The following is a 19105-nucleotide window of genomic DNA, read 5'->3' on the forward strand; positions in this document are numbered from 1 at the left end:
GTTTGAAGTTAGTGTGGATTATTATTAAACGCATGAAAAAAGACTGGAGAAAACTCCAGTCTTATTTGAATATTGTTATAAAGTCTGTCTATACTGATATAAAATATCTGGCCAATCCGTTTGAATTGCATTAATACCTGTCTTTAGAATTGAGTTCCAACTTGATTTAGGACCTTCTAGCAAAGCTAGATTATCATCTAATCCACTAAATAATACAGTTTCATCATTCAATTTAATACTATTAGACAATAACATTAATTCTTCACGACGATATGAATCAATTTTTGGTGAATTAATCAGTTTAAATTTACCCTCCAAAGACTCAATAATTTCTAAACCAACTAGATTTAAATCTGGAAATTCTTTTAATATTTCAAGTTGTTCTAAATCTGTAATTATTGGGAAATATAAATATTTAATACGATGATCATTAAGCTGTCTCAAATATTTTCTCTTTGGAGGTGACTTGAGAATAAAATACTCATGCATTTCGGAATACTTATCTAAAAATGGTAAGAATGTCTCCCAATATTCCCATGATCGGTCAATATTAATTAATGTATTGTGATTTACATGCGTATAAAAATAATCAAAACTCTCAATTCTTTTTTCAATAGGTTCATCTAAACTATTATGTAATAATTTGGATTTAATTTCTTGTGAAGTCAAATTTTTAATATTTCTTAATTCATGTAATAGACGCTTTTCTCCTCCGTCATGGAAAATATAAAAATTGTCATCTGCAGACTTGGAAACATCAATTTCTACCATATCAGCATGTTGTAACAAAGCAACTTTGACAGCATCACTAGTATTTTCAATAATATTTCCGCCATGAGATCCTCTGTGAACCAAAATCAGAAAATCCTTTTCACGAAGTTTTTGTTCAAGTTGTCGATTATTGATTTTCATTTATCTTTATCTTTCTTTTTTAAATAAATTTTTAATTGTATTCTTTCCATCTGCATAGACGAAGAAAAAGATTAGAGCATTGATTGACATTAAGATTACTGAATAAACAAAATTCAAAGCAATGCCTTCAATTCCCGCATCAGTTGACGAATTATTTTTTATAACGACTCCAATTGGTTTAGCAATCGGATTATATAAAAAAACTGACAAATCATATTCACTCAATTTTCCATTAAAATTAATTGCTAGCATCGCCAAAACAGTTGGTAGAACAATTGGTAGAACAATTTTAATAAAAGTATAAGTCGGCTTAGCACCCAAGTTTTTCGCAGCATCTTCTAAAGAGGAATTTACCGCAAAGAATGAAGCTTTCAAAAATCTAAACGTATTAGGCATCATGACGATAATATAAGCAATCAACATAATGATTAAGCTTCCTGTTAAAATATTATTCATCACTATCATGTGTGGTCGAGAATAAGTTATAACAAGACCCAAAGCAAACATTAACCCTGGGAAAACCCAAGGCGTATATATGATCATTTCTAAAATTGTTGTAAACTTATTTCTCTTCTTATAAACAAAATGAGATACTACTAACATTAATAACACTACTATGATAGATGATATTGTCGCATAAAAGACACTTGTTAAAAAAGGACGATACGCTGATTCACTTGTCAGTATCATTTTATAATTTTCAAGACTAAAACTATTTAAATACAATTTTCGACTAGCAATAGCTTGAATATCGGTAAATGAGAACAATATTACAGTCATAAACGGAATCAAATTGATTAACGCAAAAGAATATGCCAAAACATGAGCAATAAAATTAAAGAAAGGATTATGAATTCTAGTGCGTTTAATTCTTGTAGAAACCTTTGAAATCGATAAAAAATTTCCTTTACGTTCATTACGTTGTATCGCATACAATAACAATAATTGAATAAGACCCAAAAACAACGAAAGAATTGCGGCTAATGTTCTAGAACTGGGTCTTTGAGTAAATGTCAAAATCAATGGACTGATGGTTTCAAATCCTCTACCACCAACCATCAATGGCGCTGACATTGCCATCAATCCTGTTTGAAACAATAAAACCGTACAAGTTAGAATTATGGGTTTTAGTGTCGGTAAAATAATTTGGAAAATGATTTTAAAATTAGATGCCCCTAATCCTCTAGCCGCTTCAACGGTTTGATAATCAATTCCTTTGAAAGAATTACGAAAAAATATCATATACGTTGAAGTACATGCAAATGTCATCAAGAAAATCACTGCATGATAACCTGAAAACCAAGATGGATTCATTTTAGGAAATATCTTTAACAAAGAGGTTGTCACAAAGCCTTTAGATCCATAAGTAAAAATATAACCATTGGCAACCATAACTCCTCCGAAAATCAAAGGAATCATATAGGCCAAATTGATAACCTTACGAAATCTAATTTCAAAATATTCTAAAAATAATACTTCCAAAATTCCAACTATTGTCGTAGTTATACTGAGAGTAACTGCCAATATGAAGGAATTTTTAATACCTTGCATCGCACGTTGAGAACTTAGAATTGATTGGATGGACTCTCCAGCTGACGTTTGTTTGTCAAAAAAGATAGTTTTCATTATCTGAATATTCGGAAAGATCATAAAGGAAACAATAAACCAGAGAAAAAGAATTAAAAATAAAATCATACTGGGATTTATTCGTTTGATTTTTGTCATAATTAATGTCCTCCTTCCTTATACGGAAGGATATCTAATTTATTTAAACAAACTGTGACTTTATCATTGATTTCAAATTGTTCAAGGTTACTTTCACTTTGAAAAGAAAGCATTTCTATACTATTAACCAAAATTCTATAGTAGGTATACATTCCATAAAATTCTTTTGAAATAACTCGTCCTCTTAACTGGCTATTATCTTCTTTAGATAAAAGTACCTTTTCTGGCCTAATATAAAACTTATCGTAAGATTCCAATTCGACAGTATTCAGATTCATTTTCGTTAAATCAGCTAAAGTATATGCATTTGCATCACCGATAAAATTACAAACAAATTCTGTTTCAGAATGATTATAAATTTCATCGGGACTTCCAATTTGTTCCAAATTTCCTTTATTAAAAACAGCAATTCGATCTGATAACATCAGTGCTTCTTCTTGATCATGAGTAACATAAATCATAGTTATACCATATTTTTGTTGAAAATCTTTGATTTCTTTACGTAATGTTTTACGTAACTTAGCATCCAAATTTGACAATGGTTCATCCATCACTAAAATTTTAGGCTTTTTTGCGATAGCTCTGGCAATTGCGACTCTTTGTTGCTGTCCTCCTGATAAATTGGACACATTTTTATCCAGTTGATCATCAGTTAAATCAACCATTGCGGCAATTTCTTGAACTCTTTGATTAATATATTTTTTATCTCTTTTTTCAACTTTTAGTCCAAAACCGATATTTTCTCTAGTAGTCATCGTTGGAAATAAAGCATAACTTTGAAAAACCATCCCCATCCCTCTTTCATTAATAGGAGAATGGGTAATATCTTGGCCATCTATTTCAATTCGACCATTGCTAATTTCTAAAAATCCTGCTAAAGCTCTCAAGGTAGTAGTCTTACCACAACCAGAAGGACCCAATAGGGTGAAAAATTCACCTTCTTTTACTTCAAAGCTTAAATCGGGTACAGCTAAAAAATCATCATATTTAATCTGCACATTTTTAAAAGTTATCATCTATAGGATTCCTTTACTTCAAAATATTCAATTCGACATGTTCTACCCATTTAGATAAATGATTATTAACAAAGTCATAATCTACCTTTTGAGGTGTAGTTTCTTTCATAATTTGTTTTACTCGAGGATCCATTGAAGATATTGCATCTCTATTTACGGGAGCTGTTCCAAATTTCTTAGCCCACTTGCCTTGCAAATCAGCACTACCTAACCAATCAACAAATTTCTTTGTACTATTTTTTTGCTTCTTCTTCTTCAAAATACCAACTTGTTCAATTGTTTGGGGAACCCCGTATGATGGATTAACAACTCCTAAATGAACATTTAATTTCTTTTCAACTACGGGAACATTACTTAAGAATGTATATGCGTACTTAGCATCACCATTCATCAAAGCGGCAACTTCAGTTTGACCTTCGGATAAAGTTTTACCATTCTTAAAGTAACTACTTAATTCTTTCCATCCAGCATCAGAAACTCCGAGTTTTTTATTTTTTTCAAGATTATTCATCAATTGTGTGTAAACGACTGCATTCGTAGTCGCACCACCAAGATTCGTTGGTACAATATATTTACCTTTATTTTGTGGATTAGAATACATATCCTTCCAATCTTTAGCGGCTTCACTCTTTTTAATTTTGTCAGCGTTATAAATCATAAATACTCGCTGTTCTGTAAGTGGAGCAAAGTAATCATCTTTATCGCCAAGATTTTTATCGACTTTGCCTAACCAATTTGGAGTATATTTTTTCAAAATTCCTTTATTCTTTAAAGATGAAAAATTCATTTGGTTCATTCCAAAAGCTACATCGGCTACCGGTGCATCTTTTTCAGCTACCAACCGGTTATAGATATCGTTCCCACCTAAATCAACTAACTCTAGTTTGAAACCTTTTTTGGCAGCTTCCTCTTTCAAGAAATCTCCACGACCATTACTAATTGAGTTAGAATACACTACAATCTTTTCATTTGCTGCATTGCTTCCTTTTTTGTTTGCACTACATCCTGCTAAAACTGAAAAAAATAAAGATGTAATAAGTAATAATTTAAAATATTTCTTCATTTTGCCATCTCCCTTATAATGTTTCAATTATTTTCACCTCCTAATTGAAACGTTTCAATTAAGACGATATAATTATTATATGAGATTTATGTATACGAAAAATCGCTTTTGTGTAAAATTTTTGTAAATTCCATTAATACCTCACGGTAACAATGATCAAAGGAGATTCATATGAGCAAAGTAACTATTACAGATATTGCTAAAGAGGCCCAAGTTAGTTTAGGAACAGTATCAAACGTTCTCAACCATCGAGGAAATGTAAAAGCTGATACCATCCGTAAAGTCGAACAAGCTGCCATCAAATTAAACTATGTTCGAGATATTTCTGCATTATCAATTAGACAAAAAAAATCCACTCAAATTGCGTTGATGATCCCGCAATTGAATGAATTTACAAATGACTTTTATACTAATTTATATCACGAATTAAAAAATATTGGATTGGCCATTAAATTGTATGAAACAAATAACAATTTAGAAATCGAAAAAAATTGTCTCGCACAAATTAAGCAAGAGAATTTCTACGGAATTTTCATAATTAATCACCTAGAATCGGCAACTATTATAAGTAAATTCCTCAATAATCCCAAAAATCTTATTTTCATCGGTAATTATAAGAATAAGAATATTAGACAGGTATCAATTAATTTAAAATCATTAGAAAATAAATTTATCGAACCAACATTCATTATTAAAGATGAATTTGGTATGGGATTTTATAAACAATTCGATACTGCTACCTTTATCAATGACAATATGATTGATATTTATAAAAAAATCAGTGATTATCCTCAAGGAAATTTTGTCACATTCAACAATAAATTGGCCAGCCGTCTTCAAAACATTTCTAGAACTTTAACTAATAAAATCAAGATTATTCTAATAAGTTCAAAAAACATTGTTTCCTTTGAACCTAATACACAAAAAAATGTTTTCCACTATTCAGCAAATAAAATTGCTCTTTCATTAATTAAAATGCTGAAATTTCAAGAAAAGAAATTAAATATCAATATCTATAATACTGATTACCAACAATTTCAATATAATAAACAAAAGATTTCCTTAAATCTGTTATTGTTGGAATCCCCCTTTTCACAAATCATTAAATTCCTACTTCCTGATTTGACTAAAAAGTACAATATCAAAATTAATTTAGCCACTAAGAACTTTTCTCAAATGCGTATGATTTTAAATAGTAATGAATGGCAAAAGTACGATTTAATCCGACTGGATATTAGTGATTTTAATTGGTTTGGTAAAAAATTTTTTCGTCCATTGAATCAATTACCAGAATTAGAGGCTGAACTGAATCGTTTAAACAATTGGAATCAATATATTTATCAGGATAAAATTCCCTATGCCCTTCCATTGGATCCAAGCGTCCAAATCATGCTTTACAAAAATAAAATATTTAGTAACGAAATTATAAAAAAACAATATTCTGAAAATTATAATCAAGACTTAATCCCACCAGTGGATTATCAGTCACTTGTCAATTTGGCAAAATTTCTTAATGATTCAAACGAACCAGAAATGAAAGATATAAAATTGTTATCACTAATAGGAACTGCTGATACATTAATTGCTTCAGAATTTTTGCCATATTATTATTCATTAAATGGCACAATAAATAAATCAGAAAATGGATTACGATTTGATACAGATATTTTCATTAAAACTTATAATTTATACAAAGAACTTAGAAAAGTGAGCAATATTGAATCAAAAAGCTGGTGGAATTCAGAAGTTAACGATTTCAATGATGATAAAACTGCTATTTTGATTGGCTTTTCTAACCATCTAAACAATCTCAATCCGTCGGAGTATGGAATTGCTCCTATACCTGGAAATAAACCAGCTCTAGGTGGCGGATTAATTGGTATCAACAAATTCTCCAAAAAAGATGAAGCCTGTGTTGTATTTTTCAAATGGCTTTTCCAATATCAGATTCAACATGAAATTGCCTTAATGGGTGGTGATATTCCAGCTAAAGATCTTTTCTTTGAGCGAGAAATTTATGAAAAATTCCCATTCTTATCACATTCAACTGATTTTTATCACAATGGGATTCGTAAAACCAAACTATCAAATATTACAAATTTATATACACTTCTATTCGAAAAAATAGTTGGTAAAGAAATAAAAAAAGGTATTGATAAAAATTTAGATGCCGCCTCTGTTTTGATCAATATTAATACTACCTTATTATTAAATCGTGAGAAGTTGATTTCTAAAAGCGGTCATTAAATCCGAAAGGGGAACATCCTATTTGAATTGTAGGATGTTCCCCTTTTAGTTTATTTTCTTAGAGTTAAAACTTGAGTATTACCATCATGACCATTTTCTGTTAACGAAATATTCCAATACCCATTAACTAACCGAACTTGAATCCCCTGACTTTTATCCATGACTTTAAACCCATTATCTTTTAATTTAAAAGAAGATTCATTTTTTGAATTTTGACTAGGATCAGATAACCCAAAGATTATTTGATTACCGTTATTAATTCTAGTTAGAGATAATGGTGTTGAGAAATTCATATCTTCAATTGTTTCATTGGTATCATTAAATACATTTACACCAATATTATTACCAAATTTCAACGCTTGCACATCATCATTATTCTTTATGATTGTAGGCGTATTTATCTTATTGAAATCAATTAAATTAATATTAGGGTATGTGACATAATTATATCTATTATTTTTAGAAGTATGCTCAACAAATATTTCTAAATATTTCCTCAAATATTCATTTCTACTTTGAGCTTTATTGATTTCTGACCAAGAACCTTTACGTTCTACTAATCCTAAATTTAAATCTTGAGGAATTATGAACTTATAGCCTATGGATTCACCTGGAACATTAGATTCTAAGTAAATGGAACGAACATTCTTTAATTCATTTATCTTGTTTAATGGTGTTTGAATGAGACCTCCATTGACATAAACTTTATAATTTGAAGAATCATTTAGTTTTCTATTGTCAATATAAGTAAAAGCTTTGTATGATGAAGTATTTTGAATATTGCTTCCCAAAGCCGTAACACCATTCTTCATTAAGAACCAGGATTTATGAGCGGTTAAGTTGTTATCATTGTTTACAAAATCCATTGCAACCGATCCTACATTACCTAAAGCACCTATATTCCCAAATGTTGAAGCTCCAACAAATGACTTAGATGAAGTTGTTGTACCACTACCAATTTTTTGTGGTGCATTTGTTTCAGTTGTACCAGGCAATTTTTGTGGATCAACGGTTGCCCAGTAATTGTCGTTAAATTGGTTGGCATCGTCATTATAAACAAAAACCATACCATCACCTGTATACCAACCATGTGTATTTTCATTATTCAAAGATTCGTAACGTTTGATTCTATTTGATGACATTGTAATACCAACAGCATAATTGTGTTGTTTATTCTTGAGTAAGATTTTATCCATACTCTTAAAATTGTATAATTCGTTATCTTGGTAATCTTTAGCTTCAATGGAAGGATCATTCATAATATTCTCAATCAATGCAACATCACGATAATTTGTCATCTGTTTCAAATAGTTTTGATAATTATCTCCAAAACTCAACCAATACTTGATAAGACTTTGAAACTTTGCTTTTTTTGGATTTTGATAAGTATCAACGACTCTAGTAAGTGATCTAATTAGGTCTGCAGCGGCTATATTAGACTGGAATGTTCCTCTAGAAATTGTTCTTCCTCTAACCATATCCATTAAATTTCCTTTATAAATAAATGGTGAAAATCCTTTTTCTACCCAAAAATCAATGGAAGCCATGGAATCAGAGCTCAAATTGTATGGCGTATTAGAAAGTATGCCTAGTAATTGCGATACCCCATCTATAAGAACATTCCCATAAGATCCATTGTAGCCAACATTCTCATGTTGAATAAATGAGCCATCAGGATAGAATCCTTCTCCCGATGTAACTATTGGAAAAACTTTTTCCATAGCATTAATTGCTTTTTTTAAACCAATTTCATCTTTTTCAATCAAGGCTTGTATAATTTTAACCTTACTAATATCTACCTGATTGGCACCAGTAGCCTCTGCCTTCCATTGAGGATATATACTGCCTCTGAAATAGTCAGGATCTGGTACAAAGAAATTAATTGCATCCATAGAATTTTGGATTTGCTTTTCAGTTAAGTATGGCTTCATCACAGTAACAATATTATTGATGAATAATGGAGTACCAATTTCCCAATCCCACCAATTTCCATAAGCTTTAATATTTTGATTATATTTGTTAATATTCAACCACTCAAAGCCATTTACTATATCCGCAATTAGTTCAGGATTGTTGTAATATTGTGATCCTGGATTGGATGTTGCAATGGCAAGTGCCTCTAGATTTCTATAATCAGTTGTAATATGTGCTGATGTAGTTAATTCTTCTGCTCCATTCCAAAGATTTTCTCTACCAGAACTCTTATCCATACTAGTCCAGAGATTTTTAACATTCTTATCTTGTTGTGCAGCGATTTGATTCATTTCATTGTTATTAGACTTATAGTACCGATCTCCAACGGTCACGTCTTTCCATGATTGAAGCATTTGGTCAAAATATTGATTATTAGTATCATTTTGAGATTTTGAATAACTAATTATTTTATCCGAATTATCGTTCGAATTATTGGCGACATTAGATAAACTATTATTAGAAACTTTGTTAGAAGTATTCAAATTATGTGTATCAGTTTGTTGGCCGTCATCCGTTTGAACCTGTTGATTATATATAATTGTTCTATTATTAGTATTGATGGAATTGCGAGCACTATTTTTGCTATTCAAATTGTTATTTTGAATGTTTTCATTTTTTGCTGAAGAATTCTTAGAAAGATTTTCTTCATTATTAATATCAGTTTTAGAGTTATTTTTCTGACTTTGAATAACGGAAGTTGACTCTGATGTTTGTTCAGATTGATTTTCGTTCTCCTTAGTTTCATCGGCAGAAACTGTAGTCGTTTGTAATGATAACGCTGATAAAATAGTACCTATATAAACCATATATCTGGTCCTCATAATTAAGAATCCCCTCTTAGTATTAAATATATATTTAAATAATCAATCCTTCTAATTTATGATTATCAAATATGTACATAATGTATTACCAATATGGTTTGTATGCAAACGTTAACATAATTTAATTTTAGATATTAAAAATTGTTTATTTAATTTATATTTATTTACTTACCTTATAAAATACATTTAAAAGTCAGATTTATTAATCATGTATTTATACTATAATCATGATATCAGCTCTACTTAAGGAGGAAAAATAATTGACAAATATATTTGATGTTGCGAAAAAAGCCAATGTTTCTAAATCAACAGTTTCCCGAGTTTTTAGTGGTTCACGTCATGTTTCCGAAAAAAGTAGACAAAAAATCATTGCCGCTGCTGATGAACTGGGCTATGTACCTAATATATTAGCCAGACAAATGCGACAACAAAAGACTAATATTATTGGTTTTGTTGCCACCAGTTATTATCCCGCCGTCGGGTCTTTATTGAGTTACATAACGCATATTGCCGAGGAAAAGGGATATAGTGTAAATGTTTATTTTACTAAGGATAAAGAACAAGAACTAAATGTTTTGAATTACTTAAAGTTGCACGTTTTAGATGGATTGTTTTTAGTCTCTACAAGAAACGGATGGAATACTATCAAGGAATTTGCTAAATATGGCCCTATTTCTACTTGGAGGCGCATTGATAGTTGTTCAATTTATTCCTCTTATATAGATCATTATCCTCTTTATAAACAAATTCTATTGTATATAGAGAATACTTATGAAGTTGACAGTATTGGACATATTTTAAACGATCGTAAGAAAAGTAATACTAAAGCTAGAATAAAAGCCATTAATGAATTTGAACATGACTACCCTTGCACTGATAATAATTGGCAACTATTTTTTCCCGAACAGGGTGGAGCTGGAAAACAAGCAGCTTTAACCTATTTGAAAACTACTAACCCTCCAAAAGTTGTTTTAGCATATTCGGACTACGTTGCAGCGGATTTTATCTCTACTCTCAGAGAACATCAGGTAGATGTTCCAAGAGATGTTAAAGTATTTGGATTTGATAATAGCGATTTTGGTAAATACATGAATATATCAACAGTTGATACTTATTTGGAAATTCAAGCCATAAATTGTATCAATAACATAATTTCACGTTTGGAAAATAAAAAATTTGAAGAAATAAAAATCACTCCAAAGCTAATCATACGAACCACTTGCTAAGAAAGGATTATAACTTTTTATAATTCTTTTTTATTTTGCCCTTGACGTGGGAATATTCCCACGATGTACTATATTGTCGTTGGATGGAACCGGTTCCATACGAAGATAACAGTAAATGCATTGGAGGGAATTAATATGTCATACCAAGATCTCGCAAAACAGATCCTAACGTTAATGGGTGGACCGAAGAATATAAAAAAGGTCTGGCATTGCGCTACTAGATTAAGATTCAATGTTAATGATCCAGACAAAGTTCAACAAAAGAAAATTGAAGCATTAGACGGTGTTATTCAAGTTGTTTATAGTCGTGAACAATTTCAAATAGTTATTGGGACTCAAGTCGCAGATTTGTATAACGAATTTATAAAATTAGATGGAGTTCACGCTGATGCAAGTTCATCAACTGAAACCTCAGAAAATGAGCCACAGAAAAAAGGTATTTTGGGATTATTGAATAGGTTTATTTCATTTATTTCAAGTTTATTCATGCCATTCTTAGGAGCTATCTGTGGTGCCGGAGTTTTGAAGGGGGCTCTAGCATTATTCTCAACTGTAGGTTGGTTAAGTGAAAAAGGTGGAACATATATTATTTTGAATGCCGCAAGTGATTCATTGTTCTACTTCTTACCTATTTTTATTGCCTTTACAGCTGCTAAACAATTACATGTTGATAGATTTGTTAGTGTCGCTATTGCCGGTGCACTAGTTTATCCAAATATCGTTGCTTTAGCGACTAACCATACTACACTACACTTCTTAGGAATTCCTGTAATTCCAATGAGTTACACATCATCAGTTATTCCTATCATGTTATCAATTTGGATTTTGAGCTATTTAGAACCTTTACTTAATAAGATTATTCCAAATAGTTTGAAATATGTTTTCGTTGCTTTACTAGAACTAGTTATCATGGTTCCACTTACCTTGATGGTAGTTGGACCAATCGGATCAACAATCAGCAATGCTTTGGCTGGTTCAATCATGGGAATCTATAATCACGCTGCTATTCTTGCTGGAATCATTATTGGTGGTTTATGGCAAGTTATCGTAATGTTTGGTTTCCACTGGATGATTTTACCTTTGATTATGAGTAATATTTCCAATCAAGGTGTTGATCCTATCTTCCCTATTGCTTGTGCCGCTGTATTTTCACAGGCAGGTGCTGCATTAGGTGTATTTTTGAAAACCAAGAATAAGAAAATGAAACAAGTATCTGGTTCTGCATTTATCGCTGCTATCTTTGGCATTACCGAACCAACTCTATATGGTGTTACTTTGAAATATAAGAAACCATTCTACATTGCTATTGCAAGTAGTGCGGTTGGTGGAATCATCATTGGACTTGCTGGAACACAAGCTCATGCCTTTGCCTTTCCAAGTTTACTTTCCATCCCTACATACTTAGGTCATGGTTTTGTTGGAGAAATGATTGGTTTAGCTGTTAGTTTCATTGGTGCAGCCGTTTTGACATATTTATTCGGACTAAAAGGTGTCGAAACTGAACAATCAAATGATAATGATACAGAAACTATTCAAACATCTGATCATGATGAATTGATCATGCCTGTTAGTGGTACTAAAACTTCCCTATCTAATGTCAACGATGAAGTATTCTCTTCAGAAAAGATGGGAAAAGGAATTGCAATCGTACCAACATCCAATAAAGTGGTCGCTCCTGTTTCAGGAAAAATCACAGCTACGTTCCCTACTAATCATGCAATCGGAATTACCGATAGCTTTGGTACCCAAGTACTCATTCACTTAGGAATCGACACCGTTAATTTGAAGGGTAAATACTTTAAGAGTTTGGTCAAAGATGGTGACATTGTCAACCAAGGTCAAGAATTAATCGACTTTGACTATGAAAAAATTGCCGAAGCCGGATTTGACAATACTGTTATGATGATTGTTCTAAATAGTAAGGACTACAAAGTTGAACCTGAATTAGATACAAATAGTGATTTAGCAATTAATTTAACATTAAATTAGAAGGAGATATTAATTATGAGTAACTTTCCAAAGAATTTCTTATGGGGTGGCGCTACAGCCGCAAATCAATATGAAGGTGGATTTGACGAAGATGGTAAAACATTGTCAGTAATGGATATTTTACCTGATGAAGCACATGGCAGAAAACAAGCTATGAAACATCCCCTAGAAACAATGAAAAAGAAGTATGACTTTTATCCAAATAGAGTAAGTATTGACGGATATCATCACTGGGAAGAAGATTTGGAATTGCTTGCCGGTATGGGCTTTAACATCTATCGTATGTCTGTTTCTTGGCCTAGAATCTTCCCTAAAGCTAATATGGATAAACCTAATGAAGACGGTTTGAAATTCTATGATAAAGTCATCAAAAAGGCCAACGAATTAGGTATGCAAGTTCTAATTACTATTGACCACTTCGATACACCAATGTGGGCTGTTGAAGAGTTCAATGGTTGGGCTGATCGTCGTATGATTGATGAATATTTGAAATTAGCTAAAGTATTATTTACACGTTACAAGGATCAAGTTAAGTATTGGATTACATTCAATGAAATCAATATGTTATTACACTATCCACTATTTGGTGCTGGACTAGATTTAACTGGTGATCCAAATCCTAAACAAACACAATATCAAGCTGCTCATTATCAACTAGTTGCTTCAGCTAAAGCCGTAACAATGGGACATAAAATCAATCCGAACTTCATGATTGGTAGTATGATTGCTGGAATTTGTAATTATGCTTATACTCCATACCCTCAAGATGTTTTACAAAAACAAAAGGTCATGCGTGAATCATACTTCTTCCCTGATGTTCAAGCACGTGGATACTACCCTCGCTATGCTAAGAAGTTCTTTGAAGATAACAATATCAAATTGGATATCACTGATGATGATTTGGAAGCATTGAAAGATACTGTTGATTACGTTTCATTTAGTTACTACTCATCAGGTGTTATTACAACTGACAAACGTTTATTAGGAAATACAGCATCAAGTAACTTTGCAAGTACCTTCTCTGATTCAGTTATTAATCCTTACTTGAAAGCTAGTGACTGGGGTTGGATTATTGATCCAGTTGGCCTAAGAATCACTATGAACGATATGTACGATCGTTATCAAAAACCTCTTATGGTCGTTGAAAATGGTCTTGGAGCAATTGATCATGTGACTGACGATGGCAAAATCCATGATGATTATCGTATCAAATACCACAAGGAACACTTGGAACAAATGGGCTTAGCTATTAGAGATGGTGTTGAATGCTTAGGTTACACTATGTGGGGCCCAATCGATTTAGTTTCAGTATCTACTGGTGAAATGTCAAAACGTTACGGATTTATTTACGTTGATCGTGACAATGATGGCAATGGTACTAATAAGAGATTAAAGAAAGACTCCTACTACTGGTATAAGAAAGCTGTTGAAAGTAACGGCGATGACTTAGATTAAAATTTATAGTAAAAGAAAAAACACTTCAAAATGAGGTGTTTTTTTGATTTCTACAGAAAATGCATTGATTCAAAAATCATTTTCATTTTTCTTTTATATTAAACATAGAAGCATTTCTTCTATATTCAAAATTCTCAGAATTCTTAACCTTATACTCGTAATTATGTATAAAGTTTCTAGCAAAACAAGAAGCATATATCAAATTAAAAATATGAATAATCGATTCTTCAGTCGTAAAATTACCAATTTTACTATACAGCTTTTCTCTAGAAGAAATGGTCAAACAGCAATCGACATTTTTTCTAAGATAGTTATCCTCAGAGCTTGTAATGGCGATTAAATTAACATGATTCTTTTTCAAAATATCAACAAATCTCATGGGCTCTCTAGACGAATTATTCCCAGAGTATGATACAAGTATCGCACAATCTCCTTTATCCATAGCAGTAGCTAATGATCCACCTTCATCCGTATTAGCAATGGTTAAAATGATTCCTATACTTTCTAATTTTCTTCTTAGTAACTCTCCCATCAAATTATTAGGACTTATTCCAAACAAAATAATATGCTTATTAGCGTTTAGAATTCTATCTACTGCCATGTTAAGAATTGAAATATCCACCAAATCAGCAGTATTTCTAAGACTTTCTATTTGAATCTCAGTCAATTTTTCAATAATTGAGTCTGTTGATTCCCCCGCTAGAAAAGGCAAATTAGGATCAATATCAGAATAGTGCTTATTTACATAGGTAATTTCTTCTAAAAAAGTTTGCATAAATTCTTTCCATCCCGAGTAATTGAGACTTTGAGCGAATCGAAAGAGTGTCGATTTCGATGTAAACGTCTGATCGGCGATTTGTTGCATAGAATAATTACCAATGTGTTCTTTCTCTTTAAGTAAAAATTCAGCAATGTATTTTTTTGCATTAGTTTCTGTAACAGATATTTCTTCCAATTCCTCAATCAAAGCCATCTATATACCCCCATAAAAGTTAATTTAATACTTTTTCATTAAGTATACTTGAACCGTTTGAACTAATTACATCTTTATACCAATAAAATGAATCCTTTTTATATCTATTATATGATCCTGAACCATCATCATTTAAATCAACATATATGAAACCATAACGCTTGGACATTTGAATAGTAGAATTGGACAAAAGGTCGATTGGACCCCAGGGAGTATACCCCATCAAATCAACGCCATCTTCATAAATTGCATCATACATGGCCTTAATATGAGCTGCAAGATATTTAATACGATAGTTATCATGAATAGTAAAGTCAGATTCCAAAGTGTCTTTCGCTCCTAATCCATTCTCAACAATCATCAGAGGAATTCTATAACGATCGTATAAATCAATCAAAGATATTCTTAATCCAGTGGGATCAATTTGCCATCCCCATTCACTGGATGGAAGATAAGGATTTTTTACGCCAATCGTGGTATTACCACTTGTTAATTCAAGATTTGACTCATCAGATGCAACACAGGAAGTCTGATAATAACTAAATGAAACAAAATCAACAGTATTTTCTTTTAAAATACTTAAATCCTCTTTCGTCATCTTTATATTAATATTTTCATTCTTAAATTTGGAAAGTAAATATGAAGGATACTCTCCAAAAACCTGAATATCTGCAAAAGCATAAACTTGTCTCATCTTCTCTTTTGTAGCAAGAACATCACTTGGCTTGCTGGAATAAGGATAATAAGTCAATTTAGTAGTCATGCAGCCAACTTTACTATCAGAATTTATCTCATGTATATATTTTGTTGCTAGTGAACTAGCTACTAACTGATGATGCATGGCTTGATAAAGAACGGTTTGAAATTTATCTTTAGGGAAACGATTTTCAATAAGCCCTCCAGTCATAAATGGATGTCTTAAAATACTATCTATTTCATTGAAGGTCAACCAATAGTGAACCTTGTCTCCTAATTCATCAATTACTGTTTTTACATAATTCAAAAAGAACCCAATCGTACGTCTATCATACCAACCGTTATATTTAGTACATAAATTCAAAGGTATTTCATAGTGAGAAAGAGTAATAATTGGTTCAATATTATATTTCAAACATTCATTTACAACATCACTATAAAATTCTAATCCCTTTTTATTTGCATATTTATCATCACCATTTGGAAAAATTCTGCTCCAAGCAATTGAGAAACGATATGCTTTAAAACCCATTTCGGCAAATAATGCAATATCTTCTTTATAATGATGATAAAAATCAATTCCATGTCGCTTTGGATAATTGTACTCACTATTACTTTTTAATGCTGTATCAATCATGTCATCAGTAATATCTGTATTGCCTTTTACATTATTCAATTCAGCAACTGTTTGAGGATTTCTAAACAATTGAACATCTGCTACCGACGGACCTTTACCATCAATATTCCAAGCTCCTTCTATTTGATTTGCTGAGGTAGAACCACCCCATAAGAAATTTTCTGGAAATGTTTTAATTGTCATTTTTAACTGCCTTTCATGTTCTTTTAATTTAAGTTTAACAGGCTAACTAGCACTAAAAATCCCAGGTTGTTTCGTTATTATGCGATTTTCAATACTAATTGAGGAACGCTGTTCCTATTTATATGAAAGCGCTTGTATAACTATAAAAAATGACGTAAATTACTTCACGTACACCGGTGAAACAAATATATGAGGTGATTTTATGAGTTCAAATTATCGTCAACTCGCAAAGATGATTGTTGATAATGTAGGTGGAATTGAAAATATTGATTCATTACACCATTGTCAAACAAGACTTAGATTCAAACTTAAAGATACACAAAAAGCTAACAAAGATAACATATCTAAAAGTAAGGATGTTCTAAAAGTCGTAATAAGCGGTGGCCAATTCCAAGTTGTCATAGGTATGCAAGTTGCTGATGTTTATGATGCGGTAGAAGATTATATAAAAAGTAAAGATGGATCAACGATTCAAAAAAAAGAATCTAAAGATCCTACTGAAGAAAAAAAGAAGAGCAAGTTAGATTTAGTTGCAGATTTTATTTCTAGTATCTTCTCTCCTATTATTCCTGCATTAGCTGGTGCAGGTATGGTTAAAGCTTTACTAGCCTTATTGGTAACATTTAATCTTATTTCCCAGACTAGTCAAAGTTATACTATTTTGAATATGATTGGCGATGGAACATTTGCCTTTCTACCAATGCTATTAGCATTTACAACCGCTCAAAAATTAAAGACGAATCCATTCTTAGCAGTCGCAGTGGCAGCTATTATGGTCCATCCTACTTGGGCGACTTTGGTAGATTCCGGCAAAGCAATACATTTATTTAATGTAATTCCATTGTATGCCGTTAAATATACCGGAACCGTTATTCCTGTTATTTTAGTTATTTTATTACAAGCTCCAATTGAAAGATTCTTAAATAGGGTTATCCCAAATGCGGTAAGAATCGTATTTGCTCCAATGTTATTATTCTTAATTATGGGAATTCTTGCATTAACAATTGTCGGACCACTTGGCGATTTTGTTGGATCAGGACTAACCGTCATCTTTACATGGTTGAGTAAAAATGCAAGTTGGGCGCCACCATTCTTATTAGGCAGCTTTTATTCAATTTTAGTTGTGTTCGGTCTTCACCACAGTTTAGCTCCAATCGGCTTTATCCAACTCTCCCAAATGGGATATGATTCTGTTTTTGGCCCTGGTGTTTTATTAGCAAATATTGGACAAGGTATTGCCGCTATAATGGTTGGTACACTTTCAAAAGACAGTAAAACTAAACAAATTGGTGCCTCTACAGGTGTTACAGCCTTAATGGGTGTTTCTGAACCTGCAATGTATGGATTGAACTTTCCCAAAAAATATCCACTTGTCGCTGGTGCCATTGGTGGTGCTTGTGGTGGTATTTTTGCCGGAATTACTGCTACTAGAAGATTTGCCACAGGTTCATCTGGACTTCCTGCTGTAATGATGTATATTGGCGATAATACAATGAATTATTTCTATAGTATTTTGATTTCACTTGCTATTACGATGATAGTCTCCGCTATAGCAACGGTTGTTTTATTCAAAAAATTTGAAAAAAAACCTGTTGATGAAGATAAGGAAAAAGACATTTTCGATTCTAAAGGACTATCCGATGAAGTAGATGCTCCAGTTGCTGGAAAAGTTATCCCCCTTTCATCTGTAAATGATGATGTGTTTTCTCAAAAACTTTTAGGTGACGGTGTTGCTATACAGCCAACTGATAACCATATTTATGCTCCTTTTGATGGAGAAATCACTGCACTATTTCCTACCAATCATGCCATTGGATTAAAATCAATGAATGGAACAGAAGTTTTGATTCATATTGGTCTTAATACCGTTGAGCTGAAAGGAAAATTCTTTGAACCAAGTATCAAATTAGGAGATCAAGTTCATAAAGGACAACTAATGATGACTGTTGATTTTCACGAAATTCAAAAACGTGGTTACGACATTATCACCCCAATCGTCATTACTGACACTGAACGTAAAGTTGAAGAATATGGCAGTAACATTGTCCAAAACGGTGATATGATATTAACTATTTAAAGCTTGATTATTGATTAAACACCCCTAAACCAATTTACGTTTTTAAAAGTACGTAAAAATTAAACAATATACGGAAAGTAAAAAGCATCCAAATCTAAAATGATTTGGGTG

The 19105-nt window shown here is 31.8% G+C and carries 12 protein-coding genes; 5 read left to right on the forward strand and 7 right to left on the reverse strand.

The genetic code is table 11. From position 1 onward, the window contains the following. Window positions 1–75: 75 nt before the first annotated feature. The 4 genes from G6534_RS05665 to G6534_RS05680 are packed head-to-tail and all read right to left on the reverse strand — an operon-like array spanning window position 76 to window position 4716. Window positions 76–912 (reverse strand): glycerophosphodiester phosphodiesterase family protein, encoded by an 837-nt coding sequence (locus G6534_RS05665; protein WP_059073904.1) that lies wholly within the window; start codon window positions 910–912, stop codon window positions 76–78. A gap of 6 nt (window positions 913–918) precedes the next feature. Beyond that, window positions 919–2637 (reverse strand): ABC transporter permease, encoded by a 1719-nt coding sequence (locus G6534_RS05670; protein WP_059073905.1) that lies wholly within the window; start codon window positions 2635–2637, stop codon window positions 919–921. A gap of 2 nt (window positions 2638–2639) precedes the next feature. Continuing rightward, entirely contained in the window at window positions 2640–3653 is a 1014-nt protein-coding gene (locus G6534_RS05675; RefSeq protein WP_182083241.1) for an ABC transporter ATP-binding protein, read from the reverse strand. Window positions 3654–3666: 13 nt separating this feature from the next. Beyond that, window positions 3667–4716 carry an extracellular solute-binding protein gene (locus tag G6534_RS05680; RefSeq protein WP_182083242.1) on the reverse strand — a complete coding sequence of 350 codons (1050 nt, stop codon included), beginning with the start codon at window positions 4714–4716 and terminating at the stop codon, window positions 3667–3669. 171 nt (window positions 4717–4887) lie between these two features. On the opposite strand from G6534_RS05680, the gene G6534_RS05685 reads away from it, so the two are divergent. Continuing rightward, window positions 4888–6963, forward strand: a complete 2076-nt coding sequence (locus tag G6534_RS05685) for an extracellular solute-binding protein (protein ID WP_182083243.1) — start codon at window positions 4888–4890, stop codon at window positions 6961–6963. Window positions 6964–7013: 50 nt separating this feature from the next. On the opposite strand, the gene G6534_RS05690 is transcribed toward G6534_RS05685, so the two are convergent. Next, window positions 7014–9743, reverse strand: coding sequence for a polysaccharide lyase family 8 super-sandwich domain-containing protein (locus G6534_RS05690; RefSeq protein WP_059073909.1), 2730 nt, complete (start codon window positions 9741–9743; stop codon window positions 7014–7016). Between the two features lie 275 nt (window positions 9744–10018). Between G6534_RS05690 and G6534_RS05695 the strand changes: the two genes are divergently transcribed. The 3 genes from G6534_RS05695 (at window position 10019) to G6534_RS05705 (ending at window position 14428) form a co-directional block, all read left to right on the forward strand. Further along, entirely contained in the window at window positions 10019–10984 is a 966-nt protein-coding gene (locus G6534_RS05695) for a LacI family DNA-binding transcriptional regulator (RefSeq protein ID WP_182083244.1), read from the forward strand. 135 nt (window positions 10985–11119) lie between these two features. Further along, a complete protein-coding gene (locus tag G6534_RS05700; protein WP_182083245.1) occupies window positions 11120–12973 on the forward strand; it encodes a beta-glucoside-specific PTS transporter subunit IIABC in 1854 nt (617 codons plus the stop codon). Window positions 12974–12988: 15 nt separating this feature from the next. Continuing rightward, entirely contained in the window at window positions 12989–14428 is a 1440-nt protein-coding gene (locus tag G6534_RS05705) for a family 1 glycosylhydrolase (protein ID WP_059073910.1), read from the forward strand. 82 nt (window positions 14429–14510) lie between these two features. Here G6534_RS05705 and G6534_RS05710 read toward each other — a convergent pair whose 3' ends face one another. Together G6534_RS05710 and G6534_RS05715 are read right to left on the reverse strand one after the other, a co-directional pair. Continuing rightward, window positions 14511–15401 (reverse strand): MurR/RpiR family transcriptional regulator, encoded by an 891-nt coding sequence (locus G6534_RS05710; protein WP_182083246.1) that lies wholly within the window; start codon window positions 15399–15401, stop codon window positions 14511–14513. A 19-nt stretch (window positions 15402–15420) separates the two neighbouring features. Next, entirely contained in the window at window positions 15421–16917 is a 1497-nt protein-coding gene (locus tag G6534_RS05715) for a glycoside hydrolase family 1 protein (RefSeq protein WP_059073913.1), read from the reverse strand. Window positions 16918–17119: 202 nt separating this feature from the next. Here G6534_RS05715 and G6534_RS05720 point away from each other — a divergent pair, with 202 nt between their 5' ends. After that, window positions 17120–18994 carry a beta-glucoside-specific PTS transporter subunit IIABC gene (locus G6534_RS05720; protein WP_182083247.1) on the forward strand — a complete coding sequence of 625 codons (1875 nt, stop codon included), beginning with the start codon at window positions 17120–17122 and terminating at the stop codon, window positions 18992–18994. Window positions 18995–19105 lie beyond the last annotated feature (111 nt).

Origin of the sequence: Companilactobacillus pabuli (genome assembly GCF_014058425.1) — a bacterium.
Classification (GTDB): domain Bacteria; phylum Bacillota; class Bacilli; order Lactobacillales; family Lactobacillaceae; genus Companilactobacillus; species Companilactobacillus pabuli.

Excerpts from the sequence above, each read along its gene's own strand:
- G6534_RS05675 (WP_182083241.1), bottom strand. The coding sequence starts at position 3,653 with ATGATAACTTTTAAAAATGTGCAGATTAAATATGATGATTTTTTAGCT.
- G6534_RS05700 (WP_182083245.1), top strand. The coding sequence starts at position 11,120 with ATGTCATACCAAGATCTCGCAAAACAGATCCTAACGTTAATGGGTGGA.
- G6534_RS05665 (WP_059073904.1), bottom strand. The coding sequence starts at position 912 with ATGAAAATCAATAATCGACAACTTGAACAAAAACTTCGTGAAAAGGAT.
- G6534_RS05680 (WP_182083242.1), bottom strand. The coding sequence starts at position 4,716 with ATGAAGAAATATTTTAAATTATTACTTATTACATCTTTATTTTTTTCA.
- G6534_RS05705 (WP_059073910.1), top strand. The coding sequence starts at position 12,989 with ATGAGTAACTTTCCAAAGAATTTCTTATGGGGTGGCGCTACAGCCGCA.
- G6534_RS05670 (WP_059073905.1), bottom strand. The coding sequence starts at position 2,637 with ATGACAAAAATCAAACGAATAAATCCCAGTATGATTTTATTTTTAATT.
- G6534_RS05715 (WP_059073913.1), bottom strand. The coding sequence starts at position 16,917 with ATGACAATTAAAACATTTCCAGAAAATTTCTTATGGGGTGGTTCTACC.
- G6534_RS05720 (WP_182083247.1), top strand. The coding sequence starts at position 17,120 with ATGAGTTCAAATTATCGTCAACTCGCAAAGATGATTGTTGATAATGTA.
- G6534_RS05710 (WP_182083246.1), bottom strand. The coding sequence starts at position 15,401 with ATGGCTTTGATTGAGGAATTGGAAGAAATATCTGTTACAGAAACTAAT.
- G6534_RS05685 (WP_182083243.1), top strand. The coding sequence starts at position 4,888 with ATGAGCAAAGTAACTATTACAGATATTGCTAAAGAGGCCCAAGTTAGT.
- G6534_RS05690 (WP_059073909.1), bottom strand. The coding sequence starts at position 9,743 with ATGGTTTATATAGGTACTATTTTATCAGCGTTATCATTACAAACGACT.